Annotated in this window: 14 protein-coding genes; 7 read left to right on the top strand and 7 right to left on the bottom strand. The window is 56.6% G+C overall.

Annotation, left to right across the window (positions count from 1 at the left end):
- Positions 1-85 precede the first annotated feature (85 nt).
- The 3 genes from groL to VGE55_RS04980 all read right to left on the bottom strand — a co-directional run bounded on the left by groL (position 86) and on the right by VGE55_RS04980 (position 3,219).
- Positions 86-1,732, bottom strand: coding sequence for a chaperonin GroEL (groL, locus tag VGE55_RS04970; RefSeq protein WP_331130600.1), 1,647 nt, complete (start codon positions 1,730-1,732; stop codon positions 86-88).
- A gap of 29 nt (positions 1,733-1,761) precedes the next feature.
- Positions 1,762-2,052: a co-chaperone GroES gene (locus VGE55_RS04975; RefSeq protein ID WP_256764675.1), complete on the bottom strand. Its 291-nt coding sequence runs from the start codon at positions 2,050-2,052 to the stop codon at positions 1,762-1,764.
- A 147-nt stretch (positions 2,053-2,199) separates the two neighbouring features.
- Complete coding sequence (locus tag VGE55_RS04980; protein WP_414674959.1) at positions 2,200-3,219, bottom strand: TRAP transporter substrate-binding protein; 1,020 nt, start codon at positions 3,217-3,219, stop codon at positions 2,200-2,202.
- Positions 3,220-3,330: 111 nt separating this feature from the next.
- Here VGE55_RS04980 and VGE55_RS04985 point away from each other — a divergent pair, with 111 nt between their 5' ends.
- On the top strand, positions 3,331-5,352 hold the full coding sequence (locus tag VGE55_RS04985; RefSeq protein WP_331130601.1) for a PAS domain S-box protein: 2,022 nt from the start codon (positions 3,331-3,333) through the stop codon (positions 5,350-5,352).
- Positions 5,303-5,971, top strand: coding sequence for a response regulator transcription factor (locus VGE55_RS04990; protein WP_331130602.1), 669 nt, complete (start codon positions 5,303-5,305; stop codon positions 5,969-5,971). The genes VGE55_RS04985 and VGE55_RS04990 overlap by 50 nt, the downstream gene beginning before the upstream one ends.
- On the opposite strand, the gene VGE55_RS04995 is transcribed toward VGE55_RS04990, so the two are convergent.
- The 3 genes from VGE55_RS04995 to VGE55_RS05005 all read right to left on the bottom strand — a co-directional run bounded on the left by VGE55_RS04995 (position 5,953) and on the right by VGE55_RS05005 (position 9,833).
- Positions 5,953-6,453 carry a hypothetical protein gene (locus VGE55_RS04995; protein ID WP_331130603.1) on the bottom strand — a complete coding sequence of 167 codons (501 nt, stop codon included), beginning with the start codon at positions 6,451-6,453 and terminating at the stop codon, positions 5,953-5,955. The two genes, VGE55_RS04990 and VGE55_RS04995, sit on opposite strands and share 19 nt — an antisense overlap.
- 56 nt (positions 6,454-6,509) lie before the next feature.
- Positions 6,510-7,862 carry a chloride channel protein gene (locus VGE55_RS05000; RefSeq protein ID WP_331130604.1) on the bottom strand — a complete coding sequence of 451 codons (1,353 nt, stop codon included), beginning with the start codon at positions 7,860-7,862 and terminating at the stop codon, positions 6,510-6,512.
- A gap of 114 nt (positions 7,863-7,976) precedes the next feature.
- Positions 7,977-9,833, bottom strand: coding sequence for a DEAD/DEAH box helicase (locus VGE55_RS05005; RefSeq protein ID WP_331130605.1), 1,857 nt, complete (start codon positions 9,831-9,833; stop codon positions 7,977-7,979).
- 375 nt (positions 9,834-10,208) lie between these two features.
- Between VGE55_RS05005 and VGE55_RS05010 the strand changes: the two genes are divergently transcribed.
- From VGE55_RS05010 to VGE55_RS05030, 5 genes are all read left to right on the top strand, one after another.
- The gene (locus VGE55_RS05010) at positions 10,209-10,778 is read left to right on the top strand and encodes a hypothetical protein (RefSeq protein ID WP_331130606.1); all 570 of its coding nucleotides are present in this window, start codon (positions 10,209-10,211) and stop codon (positions 10,776-10,778) included.
- Between the two features lie 73 nt (positions 10,779-10,851).
- On the top strand, positions 10,852-12,360 hold the full coding sequence (gene dacB, locus VGE55_RS05015; protein ID WP_331130607.1) for a D-alanyl-D-alanine carboxypeptidase/D-alanyl-D-alanine endopeptidase: 1,509 nt from the start codon (positions 10,852-10,854) through the stop codon (positions 12,358-12,360).
- Positions 12,361-12,455: 95 nt separating this feature from the next.
- Positions 12,456-12,755: a DUF883 family protein gene (locus VGE55_RS05020; protein WP_256764666.1), complete on the top strand. Its 300-nt coding sequence runs from the start codon at positions 12,456-12,458 to the stop codon at positions 12,753-12,755.
- 8 nt (positions 12,756-12,763) lie between these two features.
- Positions 12,764-13,195 carry a phage holin family protein gene (locus VGE55_RS05025; RefSeq protein ID WP_331130608.1) on the top strand — a complete coding sequence of 144 codons (432 nt, stop codon included), beginning with the start codon at positions 12,764-12,766 and terminating at the stop codon, positions 13,193-13,195.
- Positions 13,195-13,569, top strand: coding sequence for a hypothetical protein (locus VGE55_RS05030; protein WP_331130609.1), 375 nt, complete (start codon positions 13,195-13,197; stop codon positions 13,567-13,569). Before VGE55_RS05025 ends, VGE55_RS05030 begins: the two co-directional genes overlap by 1 nt.
- Here the strand turns inward: VGE55_RS05030 and VGE55_RS05035 are convergent.
- Positions 13,538-15,121 (bottom strand): UbiD family decarboxylase, encoded by a 1,584-nt coding sequence (locus tag VGE55_RS05035; RefSeq protein WP_331130610.1) that lies wholly within the window; start codon positions 15,119-15,121, stop codon positions 13,538-13,540. The two genes, VGE55_RS05030 and VGE55_RS05035, sit on opposite strands and share 32 nt — an antisense overlap.
- Positions 15,122-15,451 lie beyond the last annotated feature (330 nt).

The raw sequence follows: 15,451 nt of genomic DNA on the forward strand, positions 1-15,451 counted from the left end.
ACAAAAAAGCGAGCCAAAGGCTCGCTTTTTTGATGTGCTGCGGGGTGTGCAAACCAACAAAATTGCCGGTTCGCAACGTGGGCAATTACATGCCCATGCCACCCATGCCGCCCATGCCACCCATTGCGCCCATGTCAGGTGCTGCAGGCTTGTCTTCCACCAATTCTGCAACCATGCAGTCGGTGGTCAACATCAGGGAAGCAACAGACGCTGCATTTTGCAATGCGGTGCGTGTTACCTTCGTGGGGTCCAGAACACCCATTTCCACCATGTCACCGTACTCGCCGGTGGCTGCGTTGTAGCCGAAGTTGCCTTCGCCAGCCATCACCTTGTTGGCCACCACGGAGGACTCTTCACCGGCGTTGGTTACGATCATGCGCAGCGGTTCTTCCATGGCGCGCAACACGATCTTGATACCAGCGTCCTGGTCGGGGTTGGCACCCTTCAGGCCAGCAATTTTGGCACGTGCGCGCAGCAGGGCAACGCCACCGCCAGGAACAATACCTTCTTCCACGGCAGCACGTGTGGCATGCAGGGCATCTTCCACGCGGGCTTTCTTTTCTTTCATTTCCACTTCAGTGGCTGCACCAACCTTGATCACAGCAACACCGCCAGCCAGCTTGGCCACGCGTTCTTGCAGTTTTTCACGGTCGTAGTCGGAGGTTGCTTCCTCGATCTGGGCACGGATTTGCTTCACACGTGCTTCGATGTTGGTTGCGTCACCGGCACCGTCGATGATGGTGGTGTTTTCTTTGCCGATTTCAATGCGCTTGGCCTGGCCCAGGTGCTCCAGGGTTACATGCTCCAGGCTCATGCCGGTTTCTTCGGAAATCACCACGCCACCGGTCAGGATGGCGATGTCTTCCAGCATGGCCTTGCGGCGGTCGCCGAAACCAGGGGCTTTCACGGAACAGGTCTTGAGAATGCCGCGGATGTTGTTAACCACCAGTGTGGCCAGGGCCTCACCTTCTACGTCTTCCGCCACGATCAGCAATGGGCGGCCAGCCTTGGCCACTTGTTCCAGTGTGGGCAGCAGGTCACGGATGTTGCTGATCTTCTTGTCATGCAACAGCACGAATGGGTTGTCCAGTGCAGCAACCTGTTTTTCCTGGTTGTTGATGAAGTAGGGGGACAGGTAACCACGGTCGAACTGCATGCCTTCAACCACGTCCAGTTCGTTGTCCAGGCTCTTGCCGTCTTCAACAGTGATCACGCCTTCCTTGCCCACTTTTTCCATGGCTTCAGCAATGATGTTGCCGATGGATTCGTCGCTGTTGGCGGAAATGGAGCCCACTTGGGCGATGGCTTTGGTGGTAGAGCAGGGCTTGGACAGTGCGCGCAGTTCTTCGATGGCGGCAGACACGGCCTTGTCAATACCGCGCTTCAGGTCCATGGGGTTCATGCCAGCAGCCACGAACTTCATGCCTTCCTTCACGATGGCCTGGGCCAGTACTGTCGCGGTGGTAGTGCCGTCACCAGCATTATCAGAGGTCTTGGAAGCCACTTCCTTGACCATCTGGGCACCCATGTTTTCAAACTTGTCTTTCAGTTCGATTTCTTTGGCCACGGAAACGCCGTCCTTGGTCACTGTGGGGGCGCCAAATGAACGCTCCAACACCACATTACGGCCTTTGGGGCCCAAGGTCACTTTCACTGCGTTGGCCAGAATGTTCACGCCACGCACCATGCGGCTGCGTGCATCGTCGCCGAAAAATACTTCTTTAGCTGCCATGTTTAATCTTCCTCTCTGAATTCTTGAAATTAGGCTTCAATGACGCCCATGATGTCTTCTTCGCGCATCACCAACACTTCCTTGCCGTCTACCTTGATGGTCTGGCCGGCGTATTTGCCGAACAACACACGTTGACCCACTTTAACGTCCATGGGGATCAGCTTGCCGGAGTCGTCACGCTTGCCTGGGCCCACGGCCAGAATTTCACCTTGGTCGGGCTTTTCGGCGGCTGCTTCGGGGATCACGATGCCGGATGCTGTGGTGCGCTCGCTGTCGAGGCGCTTCACGATCACACGATCATGCAACGGACGAATGTTCATGGAAACCACTCCTAAATTTGTCTTGAAAATGAATTGCTTAAGGGAATTTGGACGGGAATTTTTAGCACTCACCGTCACCGAGTGCTAATAATAGGGACGACCCGTTCGTATTTCAAGAGCCTGGCTTTAAATTTCTGGTCTCAGGAGTTAGTACAGGGGGGGTTGCGAGTTTTCGCCCACTCGTCGAATGGCGTTGATCAAGTCTCGATCAATCCGGCCTTCCATTTTCCGGTAGACCGGTTCGAGTGCTTTTCGCCACACCGCGCGCTCGGCGTCGGTCAGTTCAATCACCTGGGTTTTTTTCGATTTCTTGACCGCTTCAAGTGCGGACCGATTGAGTTTGTCTGCTTCCAAGTTGTTTTTGCGGGTCGCTTCCTCCAGGCAGTCGTTCAATAGCTTGCGCACATCTCCTGGCAGGCCATCCCAAAATTTTTTGTTCACGATGACCGCATAGCCCAGGTACCCGTGGTTGGTCACCGCCACGTATTTTTGCACCAAGTGCATGTTTTTGGAGTACAGGTTGGATGGGGGGTTCTCGGTGCCGTCCACCAGTCCGGTTTCCAGTGCTGCATAGGCATCGGAAAAGGCCAGCGGAATGGGCGTAGCACCCAATGCCTCCATCTGCGCTTCAATCACGCGCGAGGGTTGAATCCGCATCCGTTTGCCTTTCAGGTCTTCCGGAAAGCGCAAGGGAGCATTTGAACTCATGACCTTGAATCCATTGTCCCAATAGGCCAACCCCTTGATGCCCCGGGCTTCCAGTTGCTCAAAAAGCTTTTTGCCGATCGGGCCCCGGGTCACCGTGTTCAAGGTTTCCCGGTTCGGAAAAATGTAGGGCAAGTCGAAGACTTCGAAGTCTTTCAGCCCCAACTGACCGAATTTGGCCAGCGACGGGGCCAACATTTCAACCGCGCCCAACTGAAGTGCCTCCAGTTCTTCCTTGTCTTTGTACAGTGAGGAATTGGGATACACCTGAACCTGTACCCTGCCACGCGAGCGTGATTCCGCGAGCCGCTTGAATTCCAGTGCTGCCAGGCCTTTGGGCGTGTCCTCCTCCACCACATGGCTAAAGCGAATGACGATGCTGGGCTTGGCCTGCGCCCAACCCGGAGCGGTCAACATTGCACAGGCCAGCAATGTGGTAACCATCAGGACAGTAGGTTTCATGGTGCGTGATGCTTTGGTTTTTTTAGAACATCCCAGAGAGATGAGGCTTGGCCCATTGTGGCTTTCCACAGGACCGGGCTTTCGGATGGGGTTTCGTGGCATGATCCACGCATGCTCAAAAGTGTAGCCCAACTTCTTCAATCCAAAGACCTTCGGACCCGGCAAGCCCTGCGTTTTGGCATGCCGGTGTTGGTCTTTTTGTTGTTGATGGTCATTGTTGGCGGGGCGGTGTATTACACCAAGCAACAAGAGCGAGAAGCCAATCAGAAAAAGCTCATCAGCAACTCGCTGTGGACTGCCGATACCATCCAATTCCAGATCAAACGATTGTCTGCATCGCTGGATTCCCTGGCCAGCGATTCGTCCATCTACAAATCCAATCGGCTGAAAGCCAGCCTTGAGCAGTTGGCCCGCAGCTCGCCCGGTTTGGTGGCTGTTTATCGGGACCCAGCGGTTGAACTGGTGGGGTCCTACACCCAGCAATTGTCGGACATTGCCCTGATGAAAATTCGCCAACAGGTCGAAGAAGCCGTGAACACCCGCATGCTGCTGAAAAGCGACGGCGTCATCGGCCCGTTCAATCTGGATGATTTTCGATACGTGGCGTCGGTCAACATGGGGCCAGACGGCTATTCAGTGCTGGTGGGCATCATTGATCTGGATCGGTTTCTACAGGAAGAAATGCCCAAGTGGCTGTTGGAGTCGACCGATGTGACGATCACCGACTTGGATGGCAACGTGTTTGGCAGTGCCACCCGTCGCCCCCTGGGTGAGCGACCCGAGTTTTCCCAGGTCAGTGAACTGGAACTCGGGGGGCTTGCCCTTCAACTCAGGACCTACAGCAACAGCGATGGTCGACCAGTCTTGCTCAGTCACGTATTCAATTCTCTAACGGTTCTTTTGTTGGCCTTGCTGCTGGGCACCTTTTTGTTGTTGTGGCGTGACTCTCGACAGCGTTTGGAAATTGAAGAAAAGCTGCGCGATGAAAAGCAGTTTCGTCAATCCATGCAGGACTCCATGGCGGTCGGTTTGCGGGTCTGGGATCTGGATGGTGTCATTCGCTATGTGAATCCGGCCTTTTGCAACATGGTGGGCTACCAACCCGACGAATTGATCGGTGTGCCACAGCCGTTGCCGTATTGGCCTACCAAGAGTTCTGAGGAATACAAGCTGCTGGTTGCCAATGTGTTGTCTGGCAATGCGCCTCCGGACGGGTTCGAGACGGTTTATCAGCACAAGTCGGGGCGATTGATCGATGTGCTGATCGTAGAAGCACCCTTGAGAGACGGAAAGGGGGAGCAAACAGGTTGGATGAGCTCAGTGATCGACATCACGGACCGCAAGCGATCGGAAGCTTTGGTCGCCGAGCAGCGTGAAAAGCTGCAGGCTGCATCGCGATTCGCATTGGTCGGTGAGGTGGCGACCAACATCGCCCATGAGTTGAATCAACCCTTGGCCACCATGGTGTCTTTCGCGCAGGCTGGTTTGAACCTGGCCCAGCGGGGTGCTTCGGTGGACAAATTTGCGCAGTTGTTTGAAAAACTGCGCGACCAGGCGCAGCGCGCCGGGCGGGTGGTAGGGTCCGTACAAAACCTGGTCCGGAAACGCAAGCCACAACGCGAGCATGTGCGAGTGGACGAGTTGGTGGATGCAATTCGTTTCATGGTCACCAGCCTTGCGGTTCGACACGATGTCCGTTTGCATTTTCAGATTGAACATGGCGAATGGGTCTTGTTTGTGGACCGGATCATGGTGGAACAGGCCGTGGTCAATCTCGTTAAGAACGCGGCTGAGGCATTCACCGCAGCCCAACGCATTCGAAATGTCTGGATTGTGACCCGCTCCAATTCAGATGTTTTTGAAATTGCTGTCCGAGACGACGGGCCAGGCCTTAGCCTGAACAATCCCGAGAAAATGTTTGAAGCATTGGTTTCCACCAAGCCGGATGGCTTGGGGCTTGGTTTAAGCCTATGCCGCTCTGTTGCTGAAGCGCATGGAGGCCGTCTGCGTGCGGAACCTGTGCCCACCGGAGGCACCTGTTTTACCATGAACCTGCCCATGGCCCTGAAGGATTTCATTGACGATGAACGACCTGGAAATCAGCCGAACCAATCAAGTGCTACTGCTGGATGACGATCAAGACCTTCGAGAAGGCTTGAAATGGATGTTTGAAACCGCCGATCTGCCAGTGCAGGGCTACGGTCGGTTTGACGACTTCAAACGGGATCTGGACAGTTATGTTCACAGCGCGGCGCGGCTGTGCCTGTTGCTCGACCTTCGCATGCCTGACATATCCGGACTGGAGGTTTTTCAGTGGTTGCTGCGGGAAAAGTACAGTCTGGAGCGGTTGCCGGTTATTTTTTTGACTGGCCATGGGGATATTTCCACAGCCGTAGAGGCAGTTAAAAACGGCGCATTCGATTTTTACGAAAAGCCGACGACCGATGCCCGATTGATTGAGCGCGTTCGGCAAGCCCTTCACAAGTCCAGCGAGTTCCTCGACAACCAGGATTCACTGAAAGAGTGGATGAATCGGATTGACACCCTCTCGCCCCGTGAACGAGAGGTCATGGCCCTGGTGGCCCAAGGGCGTTTGAACAAAGTGATCGCCGCCGATCTCGACATTTCGATGCGAACGGTTGAGGTGCATCGGGCCAATGTGTTTGAAAAATTGAAGATTCGCTCGGCCGCTGAGCTGGCCACGTTGCTGAGCAAGCTGCAAGAACGGTTGGGTTACGATCCACTGGCCTGAGAAAAGTAAATCTCAACCACACGTGGCACCTCAACAGAGTCTTCAATCAGCGGGCTGGATGGGGCGGGGTGTAGTTCAAGGATCAACGCGGTGCGCGCCACCCGTTGATTTCGAAAGTACGTTTTCAATTGCTCCAGCCGCGCATCGGCAATCGCCAAGTCCATCTCTGAACTGCTGGCTGTTTTGGTTGCAGATCGAATCAGCAATTTGCTGCCCCGCGTGGACTTGACCCGCTCGGCCAGTGTGTTGAGTGTGTTTTGGCAATTGTTGGGCACAGCCGATGAGCCCGCTGCAAAGTGAATCACCAAGGCGAGTTGCCGGTTCCCCCGACGCAACTTGAGGTCGGACGCGTTGCTTGGCTGGGTGGCCAAAGCGCCCATCAAACCTTCGTAGGCGTCCAATTCATACGCTTCGCCGCAGTGCAGGTCCGGGTTTTTGATGGTGTCCAGCGCTGGTTGAGATGCCTGGGCAATGACAGTCATGCAAAGGCTGCCGCAGCTTAGAAGCGCACAGGCAATTCGATTGACCCATGCCTGCTTCAAGGCTTTGAGTCCTCGGGTTTGTGTTCGGGCGGTGTTGGGTTGTGAAAACTCACTTTGATTTGGTTGGCCAGCATGTGGTAGATCGATGCAGGCAAAATCCGCTTGCTGACCTGTGTTGAAATGGCGGACACAAAAATCAGTGGCATCACCAATTCGTGGTTGTCCACCATCTCCAGCAAAATCACAAATGCGGTGATTGGGCAATGTGTGATGGCAGACAATACGCCCACCATGGCCAGCAGCATCAGCGGCGCAGCATCGTGATTCACCAAACCTGCGAAGAACTGACCCACACCAGCACCAATGGACAAGGTGGGTGCAAACACGCCGCCCGGTACGCCACTGGCGTAGGAAATCAGCGTGGCCACCATTTTGGTGGCGAAATAACCGGCCGGCAGTGCTTCGTCGTCTTGCAGAGCCAGCTTGGTTTCGTGGTAGCCGGCACCCAATACTTCTGAGCCTATGAAATAAGCCATGAGTGACAGCAACCCACCGCAGATGGCAGCAAACCAGTAAGGGTGTTGGCTCCGGAATCGACCCACAGCAGTGTTCTTGTTCACCACAATCAGCATGGCCCGCCCATACAAACCACCAATTACCCCGCAAAACACGGCCAAAGCCAGAATGGTGAGCCATTCCTCGCCCCAATCAATGGTCGCATTGGAATAGCCGAAATAGGAGTAATTCCCTTGGGCAATCAGGGTCACCAAGCCTGCGAGAACAATCGCCATCAATAGCGTGGACGTGTGTTTCATGAGTTTGCTGCGGCCCAGTTCCTCGAAGGCAAACATCAGTCCACCCAGCGGCGTGTTGAATGCTGCAGCCAAACCCGCAGCGCCGCCGGCAATCACCAAAGAACGCGCATCAAACAAACGGGCAATGGCCGGTACCCGGTGGGCAAAACCCATGAATGCAGCACCGAGTTGAATCGTGGGGCCCTCACGGCCACTGGATGCCCCGGCGGCCAGCACCACCGGTGTGAGAATCAGCTTGCCAAAAAAGGACTTGGGCCCCAGAAGGTGGCTGATGAGTCGAGGTTTGGGGTGACGAATGATTTTGATGGCTTGGGGAATGCCGCCGCCTGCGGCCCCCGGGAAAAATTGATTGCATATCCAGAGCACGGCGGGAAACACCAAAGGTGGTAGGCAAAGGGCCAACAGCGTGTGGTTCTCGAACAGCTCTTTGTTCCACTCGGCCGCGTAGTCAGCCACGTAAGCAAAGCCCACGGCCACAGCCCCAACCATCAAGGCGAATGCATAGACCATGATGGCGACAATGCTGCGGTCTGCCATAAAGCGCGACCGACGGGCACTGTGTGCCAGCCACTGGTATTTGGGTTTGGGGTTCACGTGGACAACATCCGGATTGGGTTTGTTTGAGTTTGAATGGATTGTCGCACAAAAAGAAAAAACCCTCAGTGAGCACACTGAGGGTTTTGGGTTGGGGTTTGTCCCGTCTACCGATTAACTGGCGCGACGTCGAGCAAATCCACCGCGATCCTGACCAAACTTGGCCGCTTGCTCACGGCGGGCACCGCTGGGGGCACCGGGCCGGAAGGCTGGACGGTTGCGGTCCTCAGAGCGGGGTGCTGCTGTGCGCTCTGTGTCGCGGTTCCATTTTTTGTTGGGGCTCGCTGCTTCGCCTGCGCCGCTTCGGTCGCGGTTAAATGGCTTGCGGTCGTCGAACTTGCGCTCGCCGCCGAAACTGCGCTCACCACCAAAACTGCGCTCACCCTGGGGTTTGCGGTCACCGCCGAATGGGCGGTCTTGGCCGAACGAACGTTCGGCACGTTGAGGGCGATCTTCGCGGTTGAAAGGCTTGCGGTCGTCAAACTTGCGCTCGCCGCCGAAGCTGCGCTCACCACCAAAACTGCGTTCGCCGCCGAAGCTGCGTTCGCCATGCGGTTTGCGGTCACCACCGAATGGGCGGTCTTGGCCGAACGAACGCTCGGCACGCTGAGGACGATCTTCCCGATTGAACGGTTTGCGGTCTTCGAACTTGCGTTCGCCGCCGAAACTGCGCTCACCACCCCCAAAACTGCGCTCGCCACCAAATTTGCGTTCGCCTTCGTAGCCTCCGCTGCGACGGCCACCTTGGCCACCACCAGAGCTGCGACCACCGCCACTGCCACCGCGTTTGTTGCCACCGCGTGGCGCAACGTTGAAGTTGCCTTTGGGTTCCAGGCCTTCGACTTGTTCTTCAGGAATGCGGGCGTTGATGAAACGCTCGATGCCGCGCACGGTGATGATGTCACTGGCTTCGGCCAAGGTGACTGCAATACCGGAACGGCCCGCGCGACCTGTACGGCCAATGCGGTGCACATAGTCTTCCGACTTCATGGGCATGCCGTAGTTGATCACGTGGGAGATGGCTGGCACATCCAGACCGCGGGCCGCCACGTCGGTGGCCACCAACACCTTGATGTCACCTTTGCGTACGCTGGCCAGTCGGCGGTTGCGCACAACCTGGGGCATGCCACCGTGTAGCGCGCAGGCACGCATGCCTTCGTCCATCAGGTCACGGGCCAGGTTCTCGGCGTCAATTTGTGTGCTGGTAAAGACCACGGCCTGCACCATGTCCGGGTGTTCCAGCCAGTGGTTCAGCAGTTTGCGCTTGTGGCCACGGCTGTCGGCCCACATCAGCTTTTGTGCAATGTCTGCATTGGTTTCATTTTGTGCGGCCATTTCGACGCGCACCGGTTCATTCATCAGGTTTTCAGCCAGGCCCACAATGCGTTTGGCAAAGGTGGCCGAAAACATCAGGGTTTGTTCGCGCTGGGCGCACAGGGCGTTAATCGCTTCCAGGTCTTCAGAAAAGCCCAGGTCCAACATGCGGTCGGCTTCGTCCACAATCAGCGCATTCACAGTGGACAGGTTCAATTTGCCTTGTTGGGCCAGGTCTAGCAGACGACCAGGCGTACCCACCACCAGGCGGGCACCGCGCAGCGCAGCCATTTGTTTGCCGTAGGGCATGCCGCCCACCACGGTCGCAATGCGCAGGCCTTTGAAAAACTTGACCAGATTGATCGCGTCTTGGCTCACTTGTTGGGCCAGTTCGCGGGTGGGGCAGAGCACCAGCACTTCAGGGCCGGCCAGTGCAGCCATTGGGCTTTGCTCGCTTTCCATCATGCGGTGCATGACGGGCAGCAGGAAACCGAAGGTTTTACCAGAGCCGGTTTGGCTGGACACCATGAGGTCGCCACCGGGCAAGGCCAATGGAATGACTTCAGCCTGTACGGCGGTGGGTACAGAAATATTCAGGGCATTCAAGGCTTGCAGCAAAGGCGCGGCAAGACCCATTTCTTCAAACGAGGTCAACATGACAATTGTTCCAAATCGATGTGGAATCTAGCAATCATCGACGAACAGAAATGACGCAACCTTAAGTGCGTGGCGAGTATAGCCAAGCGGTGGTGCAGAAGAACTGGCGGCGATGGGCGAAAGCGAAAGCCAAAACGGCTTGCGCAACAAAGGCAACCCAACGCGGTCCAGAAAAGGGGTGATAACGACCCGTTGATTTGCAATCTGCGCGCAGTGTACTGGGTTACGGTGCAATGCACAAGAAAAATGTGCTGTCGCCGTGTGTCTTTAGAAGCGCTCCTCGATTGGGTGAAGTGCTGACCCTTCGAGACCATCAACTTTTGGATTTTCCGGTCGTTAACCCATTAGAGGTCCATTGTTGACAGGAAATTGGTCATGAGAAAACTGAAACTATTCATGGTGGCGGGTGCAGCCACCATGCTGAGCTCGTGCGATCTATCGCAGATCCCCGGGCTGGATGGCAAGTTGTCGATTGAGGACAGCAAAGCCATTGGTGCGGCCTGTCGACACTCAGGCCGGGCGCTGGAGGATTGCTTTGCGCTAAACCCAAAGAGTCACCCGGCTGGTGTGTTTGATGGCTGGCGGGACATGAACGATTACATGATTGCCAACCAGATTGATGTGGTGAAGCCAGAAATCCAGCCCTCGGCGTACAAGCCGGAGCACGGAGAGAAGGCATCTTCAGCCAGCGGCCCCGGGGCAGACTCTTCAGACAGCTCAGCGAGCACGCCTTCGGAAGGTGAGGGGCCACCTGGCGCGCCCCGGCAGCGTTGGTTGCCGAAATCAGCCTCGCCCGAGTCACCGACAGCCGCCAAAAAGCCCGACGCGGTGGTCGAAGAAGGTGCAGCCGTGAAGGATTCCGCCCCCGTGGAGCCAAAGTCGGAGGTGAAGCCGGACAAAGCGCGACCCTGGGAGCGCAAAAAAGACGTCCACAGTCGAACCTGATTCAAGCCTGTCCTCATGAGTGCGCAAGGTGGAGTGATAAGCTCATGTCCTTCAGTATTCAGGGGGCAGCGGCATGTTGGGGCAAATCGGCAGCGAAAAGCGGGATGGGTTATCCACATGGATGCAGGCGTTGATCGGTGCAGGCCTTTTGGCCTTTGCCAGTGCGCTCGCTACTCCCGCCACGGCGAGCCCCTCCACCGCAGCGCCAAAAAGCTATCCCGAGCCGGTTTTCCGTGACTTGCCCGGCAAGCTCCTCAAGCCCTTCAGCAAGGTTGGTATTTCACCTGACGATTTGGCTGTGCAAGCCATGCCCATTCCCCCCTATGTCAAATCACGCCCCCTGGCTTATACCCATGGTGCGGACCGTTTGATGAACCCTGCCTCGGTGGCCAAGGTGTTCACCACCGGTTTGGCATTGGATGCCCTAAACAGCACGTACCGGTTCAAAACCGCATTCATGGCGGCGGCTGAACCTGTGGACGGCGTGCTCAATGGGCCACTGTACATTCGGGGTGGTGGCGCACCCGACTTCATGACGCAAGACCTGTGGTCTGCCCTGCGTGCGCTGCGGATGAAAGGTATTAAAACCATTCGGGGCCCGGTGGTGTTGGACGACACCCTGTTTTCAGACGTGGGTGTAGCGCTGACAGCCGCCGATGCAGAGGCGTTTGATGAGGCCCCCCACCGTGCCTACAACGCACAACCTTATGCACTGCTAATGAACCTCGGTGCCATGTCGTTAACCCTGGAGATCAATCAAGGGGTTGTACAGGTTATCGCAGAGGAAGCGCCTGCCAATTGGGCTTTTGTGTCTGACATCAAGCTGACGCCTGGTGTTTGCGGTGCCTGGAAAAACAGCATGGATGTGGATTTTGCAAAGAAGGGCGGCAACGTGGTGGTGACGGTGAAAGGCGCCTACCCGCGTGGATGTGGCACTGCGCGCTTGCCGATCCGTATTCCGCCGCAGGACTGGTTGTGGGAATCCTGGTTTCGGGAGATTTGGGCGCAGCTGGGAGGTGAGCTTGGTGGCCCTGTCATCAAAGGAAAAACGCCGACCAACACCGTGGAGTTGTACACCGCAGTGGGCAAAACGCTGGCTGAGGATGTGCGGCAGGTCAACAAGTGGTCCAACAACGTGATGGCTCGGCATTTGGAACTGGCTGTGGCGGGTTCACCGCAGGCCTTCAACAACAAGATGATCCAGTGGTTGCAAGGGCAGGGCATACGCACGCCGGACTGGTATTTCGAAAATGGGTCAGGTCTGTCTCGCTCAACCCGCGTCGATGCGCGCGGACTGACCGAGTTTTTGCGGAACATGGCCTTGAGGGCTGATTTCCCCGATTACCTGTCGAGCTTCCCGCGGGCTGGCGTGGATGGAACACTTCAAAAACGCGTGAATTCAGTGGATGGATATGCCTATTTGAAAACAGGCAGCTTGAGTGGCGTGCGCTCGGTAGCGGGCTACCTGCGCGACCGTGAGGGGCAATGGTGGTCTGTGGCGGTGTTGGTGAAAAGCCCCAATGCAGCGGAGGCGTGGTCCGGCATCGACGCAGTGATGGATTTTCTCTACAGAGGTGATTGAAATTGCGGCCCTACAAGCGGCTGGCAGCCTCGCAAGCGGCCTTCCTTTGTTAGACTAAACCCTCGAAAACCCCAACCCTTGTCGAGGATAAAAACATGGACAACAGCAAAGACAAACTGTTCAGTGACATGAAGATCGTGCTGAGCGATGCCGAGGACCTGCTCAAGGCAGCCGCTTCTTCTTCTGGCGAGCGTGCTGTTGAACTGCGTGAAAAAGCCCTGACCAGCCTGCGCCGCGCGCGGGAAGTGATGCAGGACGCCCAGTCTGCCGTGGTTGAAAAAGGCAAAGCCGCTGCCCGCGCTACCGATGACTATGTGCACGATCATCCATGGCGCGCAGTGGGTATTGCCGCCGCTGTTGGCTTCGTGTTGGGTTTGATCGTTAACCGCCGCTGATCGCTTCCGTGTTGAATCCCAATTCACGCTCTGCCCTGAAACGGGTGGCGGCCAGCCTGCTGGGCATGGGGCAAACCCGACTCGAGCTCATGGGTGTTGAGTTGGCCCAAGCGCGCCAAGCGGTGGTGTCCACCGTGCTGTGGGGCGTGGTGGTGGTTATGGCGGTGGCCTTTGCCTCACTGTTTTTGGGCATGGCCGTGGTGGTGTTGGCCTGGGATTCACATCGCCTGGCCGCCATACTGGGTTGCATGGTTGCTTACCTGTTGATGGCTTTGTGGGCTTTCAGCCGTTTGAAAGCGGCGTTGGCCGCTCAGCCTCCGTTGTTTGAGGCAACCATTGCTGAATTTGGTCGAGACCGGCAGGCCATTCTGGATTCCATGGCTGAGGCCCCGCAGGGTTCGCAGGCTCCGATGACCAGTTCCTCCGGGGGGTCAGTCTAATGGCCCAGAAATTTGATGCCTTGGCCGCCCGCAAGGAACTGCTCCAAATGAAGGCTCAACTTCAGCGCATGGAGTTGGGGGCTGAAGTGACTGTGCTCAAGCAGGAGTTTGCCTGGTTGGGCGCATTCAAGCAGGTGGGGGCGTTTTTCGCCAACCGGAATTTGAGCAGCTTGGGCCCTTTGTCTGCCCTCGGTGGTCAGTTGGTGCAAGACCAATTGAAAAAACATCCCCTGCTGGGTTTTGTGGCCTCGGCCGCACTGGTGCGTTTTCGCCAACCTTTGGTCAAGGCAACCTGGCGTGCTGGCCTGGGTGCCTTGGTGTTGGCCGGCGCCATGATGTGGTTCAAAGGCCGAGGCGGAGCATCAGCTCCCTGACCCGTTCATTCAAGCCCGCATCGGGTTCAATGGCGCGGCCCCATTCCCGGTTGGTCTCCCCGGGCCACTTGTTGGTGGCATCCAGCCCCATTTTCCCACCCAAGCCACTCACTGGGCTGGCAAAGTCCAGGTAGTCGATCGGTGTGTTTTCCAGCAAAACCGTGTCACGCACCGGGTCCATGCGGGTCGTGATGGCCCAAATCACTTCCTTCCAGTCACGGGCATCCACATCGTCATCCACCACGACGATGAACTTGGTGTACATGAATTGACGCAGAAAACTCCAGGTGCCCATCATGACCCGCTTGGCATGACCGGCATAAGCTTTCTTCATGGAAATGACCGCCATGCGGTAGCTGCAACCTTCTGGCGGCAGGTAAAAATCCACAATTTCCGGAAATTGTTTTTGCAAGATGGGTACAAACACTTCATTGAGCGCCACACCCAGGATGGCGGGTTCATCCGGTGGTTTTCCGGTGTAGGTGGAGTGGTAGATCGCATCGTCTCGCAGGGTGATCCGGTCGACCGTGAACACTGGAAACCAATCCTGCTCATTGTAGTAGCCGGTGTGGTCGCCATACGGGCCCTCCAGCGCCACATCCCAGCCTTTCAAATAGGCTGGTACGGGCGGTGGGTCCCGCAACACTTTTACGCCGTCGCGGATGGTGGGCACTTGGCCATCGCTTCGCCCTTGCCGTGCAGCCACTGCAATCGGGTGGTTAGCCGGGTAAATGTGGCCTTCCAACACCATTTCCGCTTCAGCAGGCACTTGCAGCGCATTGCCCAAACACTGGGTCAGTTCGGTGCGGCTGCCGCGAAGCAGGCCGGCAAACTGGTATTCAGAGAGTGTATCGGGCACGGGTGTAACAGCGCCCAGGATGGTGGCTGGGTCTGCACCCAGCACCACCGAAATCGGGAAGGGCTGCCCCGGGTTTTTTAGTGCATGGTCGCGAAAGTCGAGCGCACCGCCCCGGTGGGCCAGCCACCGCATGATCAGCCGATTCTTTCCAATTTGCTGCTGGCGGTAAATACCCAGATTTTGCCGTTTGCGATGGGGGCCTTTGGTGACCACCAAACCCCATGTCAGCAATGGCGCTGCATCGTCGGGCCAACAGGTCCAGATGGGAATCTGGTTCAAATCCACGTCCGAACCCTCCAACACATGGGTGTGGCAGGGAGCGTTCCGAACCGTTTTCGGCGCCATCGACAGCACCTGTTTAACCAATGGCAGCTTGTCGAATGCATCCCGCAGCCCCTTGGGTGGATCGGGTTCTTTCAAATACGAAAGTGTTTTTCCGATCTCTCGCAGGGCCTGTGTGTCGGAGGCACCCATGCCCATCGCCACCCGCTTTGGGGTGCCAAACAGGTTGCCCAATACCCTGTGGGGGTATCCATGGGGGGCATCGAACAACAAGGCTGGGCCTTGAGCACGCAACACTTTGTCGCACAAATGCGTCATTTCCAGCACCGGACTGACCGACTCGGGTACCCGCAACAACTCACCATTTTTGTACAGCAAGTCTATGAAATCACGGAGGTTTTTGTATTTCATGCGGTGGCGCTACGGAGTGCGATTGATAAGGATTGTTGATTCAAGTAAGGGTTTTCCCTGATTCGAGTCGGTCTTCAGTTCTGCGGAACCCGCATGAACACACGCGTTCGGAGGGGGGGCCTGTTTTGAGTAGAAAAACTCTACCAGATTTTGGATTGACCCCCGGAACTCTTGCCCATAGAATCCGCTCAACTTCATCGGGGTACACACAAGCCCTGAACGAAATCCGCGTGGTCGGCATGCGCGAACGAACTTTAGCATGCCGCGTGACCACAATCCGAGTGCAAGGCCCCAGTCAACGGTAGTAGGGGGCCAAGCAGAACGTTCTGC

The organism is Limnobacter sp. (genome assembly GCF_036405155.1).
Taxonomy (GTDB): domain Bacteria; phylum Pseudomonadota; class Gammaproteobacteria; order Burkholderiales; family Burkholderiaceae_B; genus Limnobacter.

What these genes read in the sequence shown, in the direction of transcription:
- VGE55_RS05020 (WP_256764666.1), top strand. Translation starts at nt 12,456, where the DNA reads ATGGACAACAGCAAAGACAAACTGTTCAGTGACATGAAGATCGTGCTG.
- VGE55_RS04985 (WP_331130601.1), top strand. Translation starts at nt 3,331, where the DNA reads ATGCTCAAAAGTGTAGCCCAACTTCTTCAATCCAAAGACCTTCGGACC.
- VGE55_RS05005 (WP_331130605.1), bottom strand. Translation starts at nt 9,833, where the DNA reads ATGTTGACCTCGTTTGAAGAAATGGGTCTTGCCGCGCCTTTGCTGCAA.
- VGE55_RS04990 (WP_331130602.1), top strand. Translation starts at nt 5,303, where the DNA reads ATGAACGACCTGGAAATCAGCCGAACCAATCAAGTGCTACTGCTGGAT.
- VGE55_RS05010 (WP_331130606.1), top strand. Translation starts at nt 10,209, where the DNA reads ATGAGAAAACTGAAACTATTCATGGTGGCGGGTGCAGCCACCATGCTG.
- groL (WP_331130600.1), bottom strand. Translation starts at nt 1,732, where the DNA reads ATGGCAGCTAAAGAAGTATTTTTCGGCGACGATGCACGCAGCCGCATG.
- VGE55_RS04980 (WP_414674959.1), bottom strand. Translation starts at nt 3,219, where the DNA reads ATGAAACCTACTGTCCTGATGGTTACCACATTGCTGGCCTGTGCAATG.
- VGE55_RS05035 (WP_331130610.1), bottom strand. Translation starts at nt 15,121, where the DNA reads ATGAAATACAAAAACCTCCGTGATTTCATAGACTTGCTGTACAAAAAT.
- VGE55_RS05030 (WP_331130609.1), top strand. Translation starts at nt 13,195, where the DNA reads ATGGCCCAGAAATTTGATGCCTTGGCCGCCCGCAAGGAACTGCTCCAA.
- VGE55_RS04995 (WP_331130603.1), bottom strand. Translation starts at nt 6,453, where the DNA reads ATGACTGTCATTGCCCAGGCATCTCAACCAGCGCTGGACACCATCAAA.
- VGE55_RS04975 (WP_256764675.1), bottom strand. Translation starts at nt 2,052, where the DNA reads ATGAACATTCGTCCGTTGCATGATCGTGTGATCGTGAAGCGCCTCGAC.
- dacB (WP_331130607.1), top strand. Translation starts at nt 10,852, where the DNA reads ATGTTGGGGCAAATCGGCAGCGAAAAGCGGGATGGGTTATCCACATGG.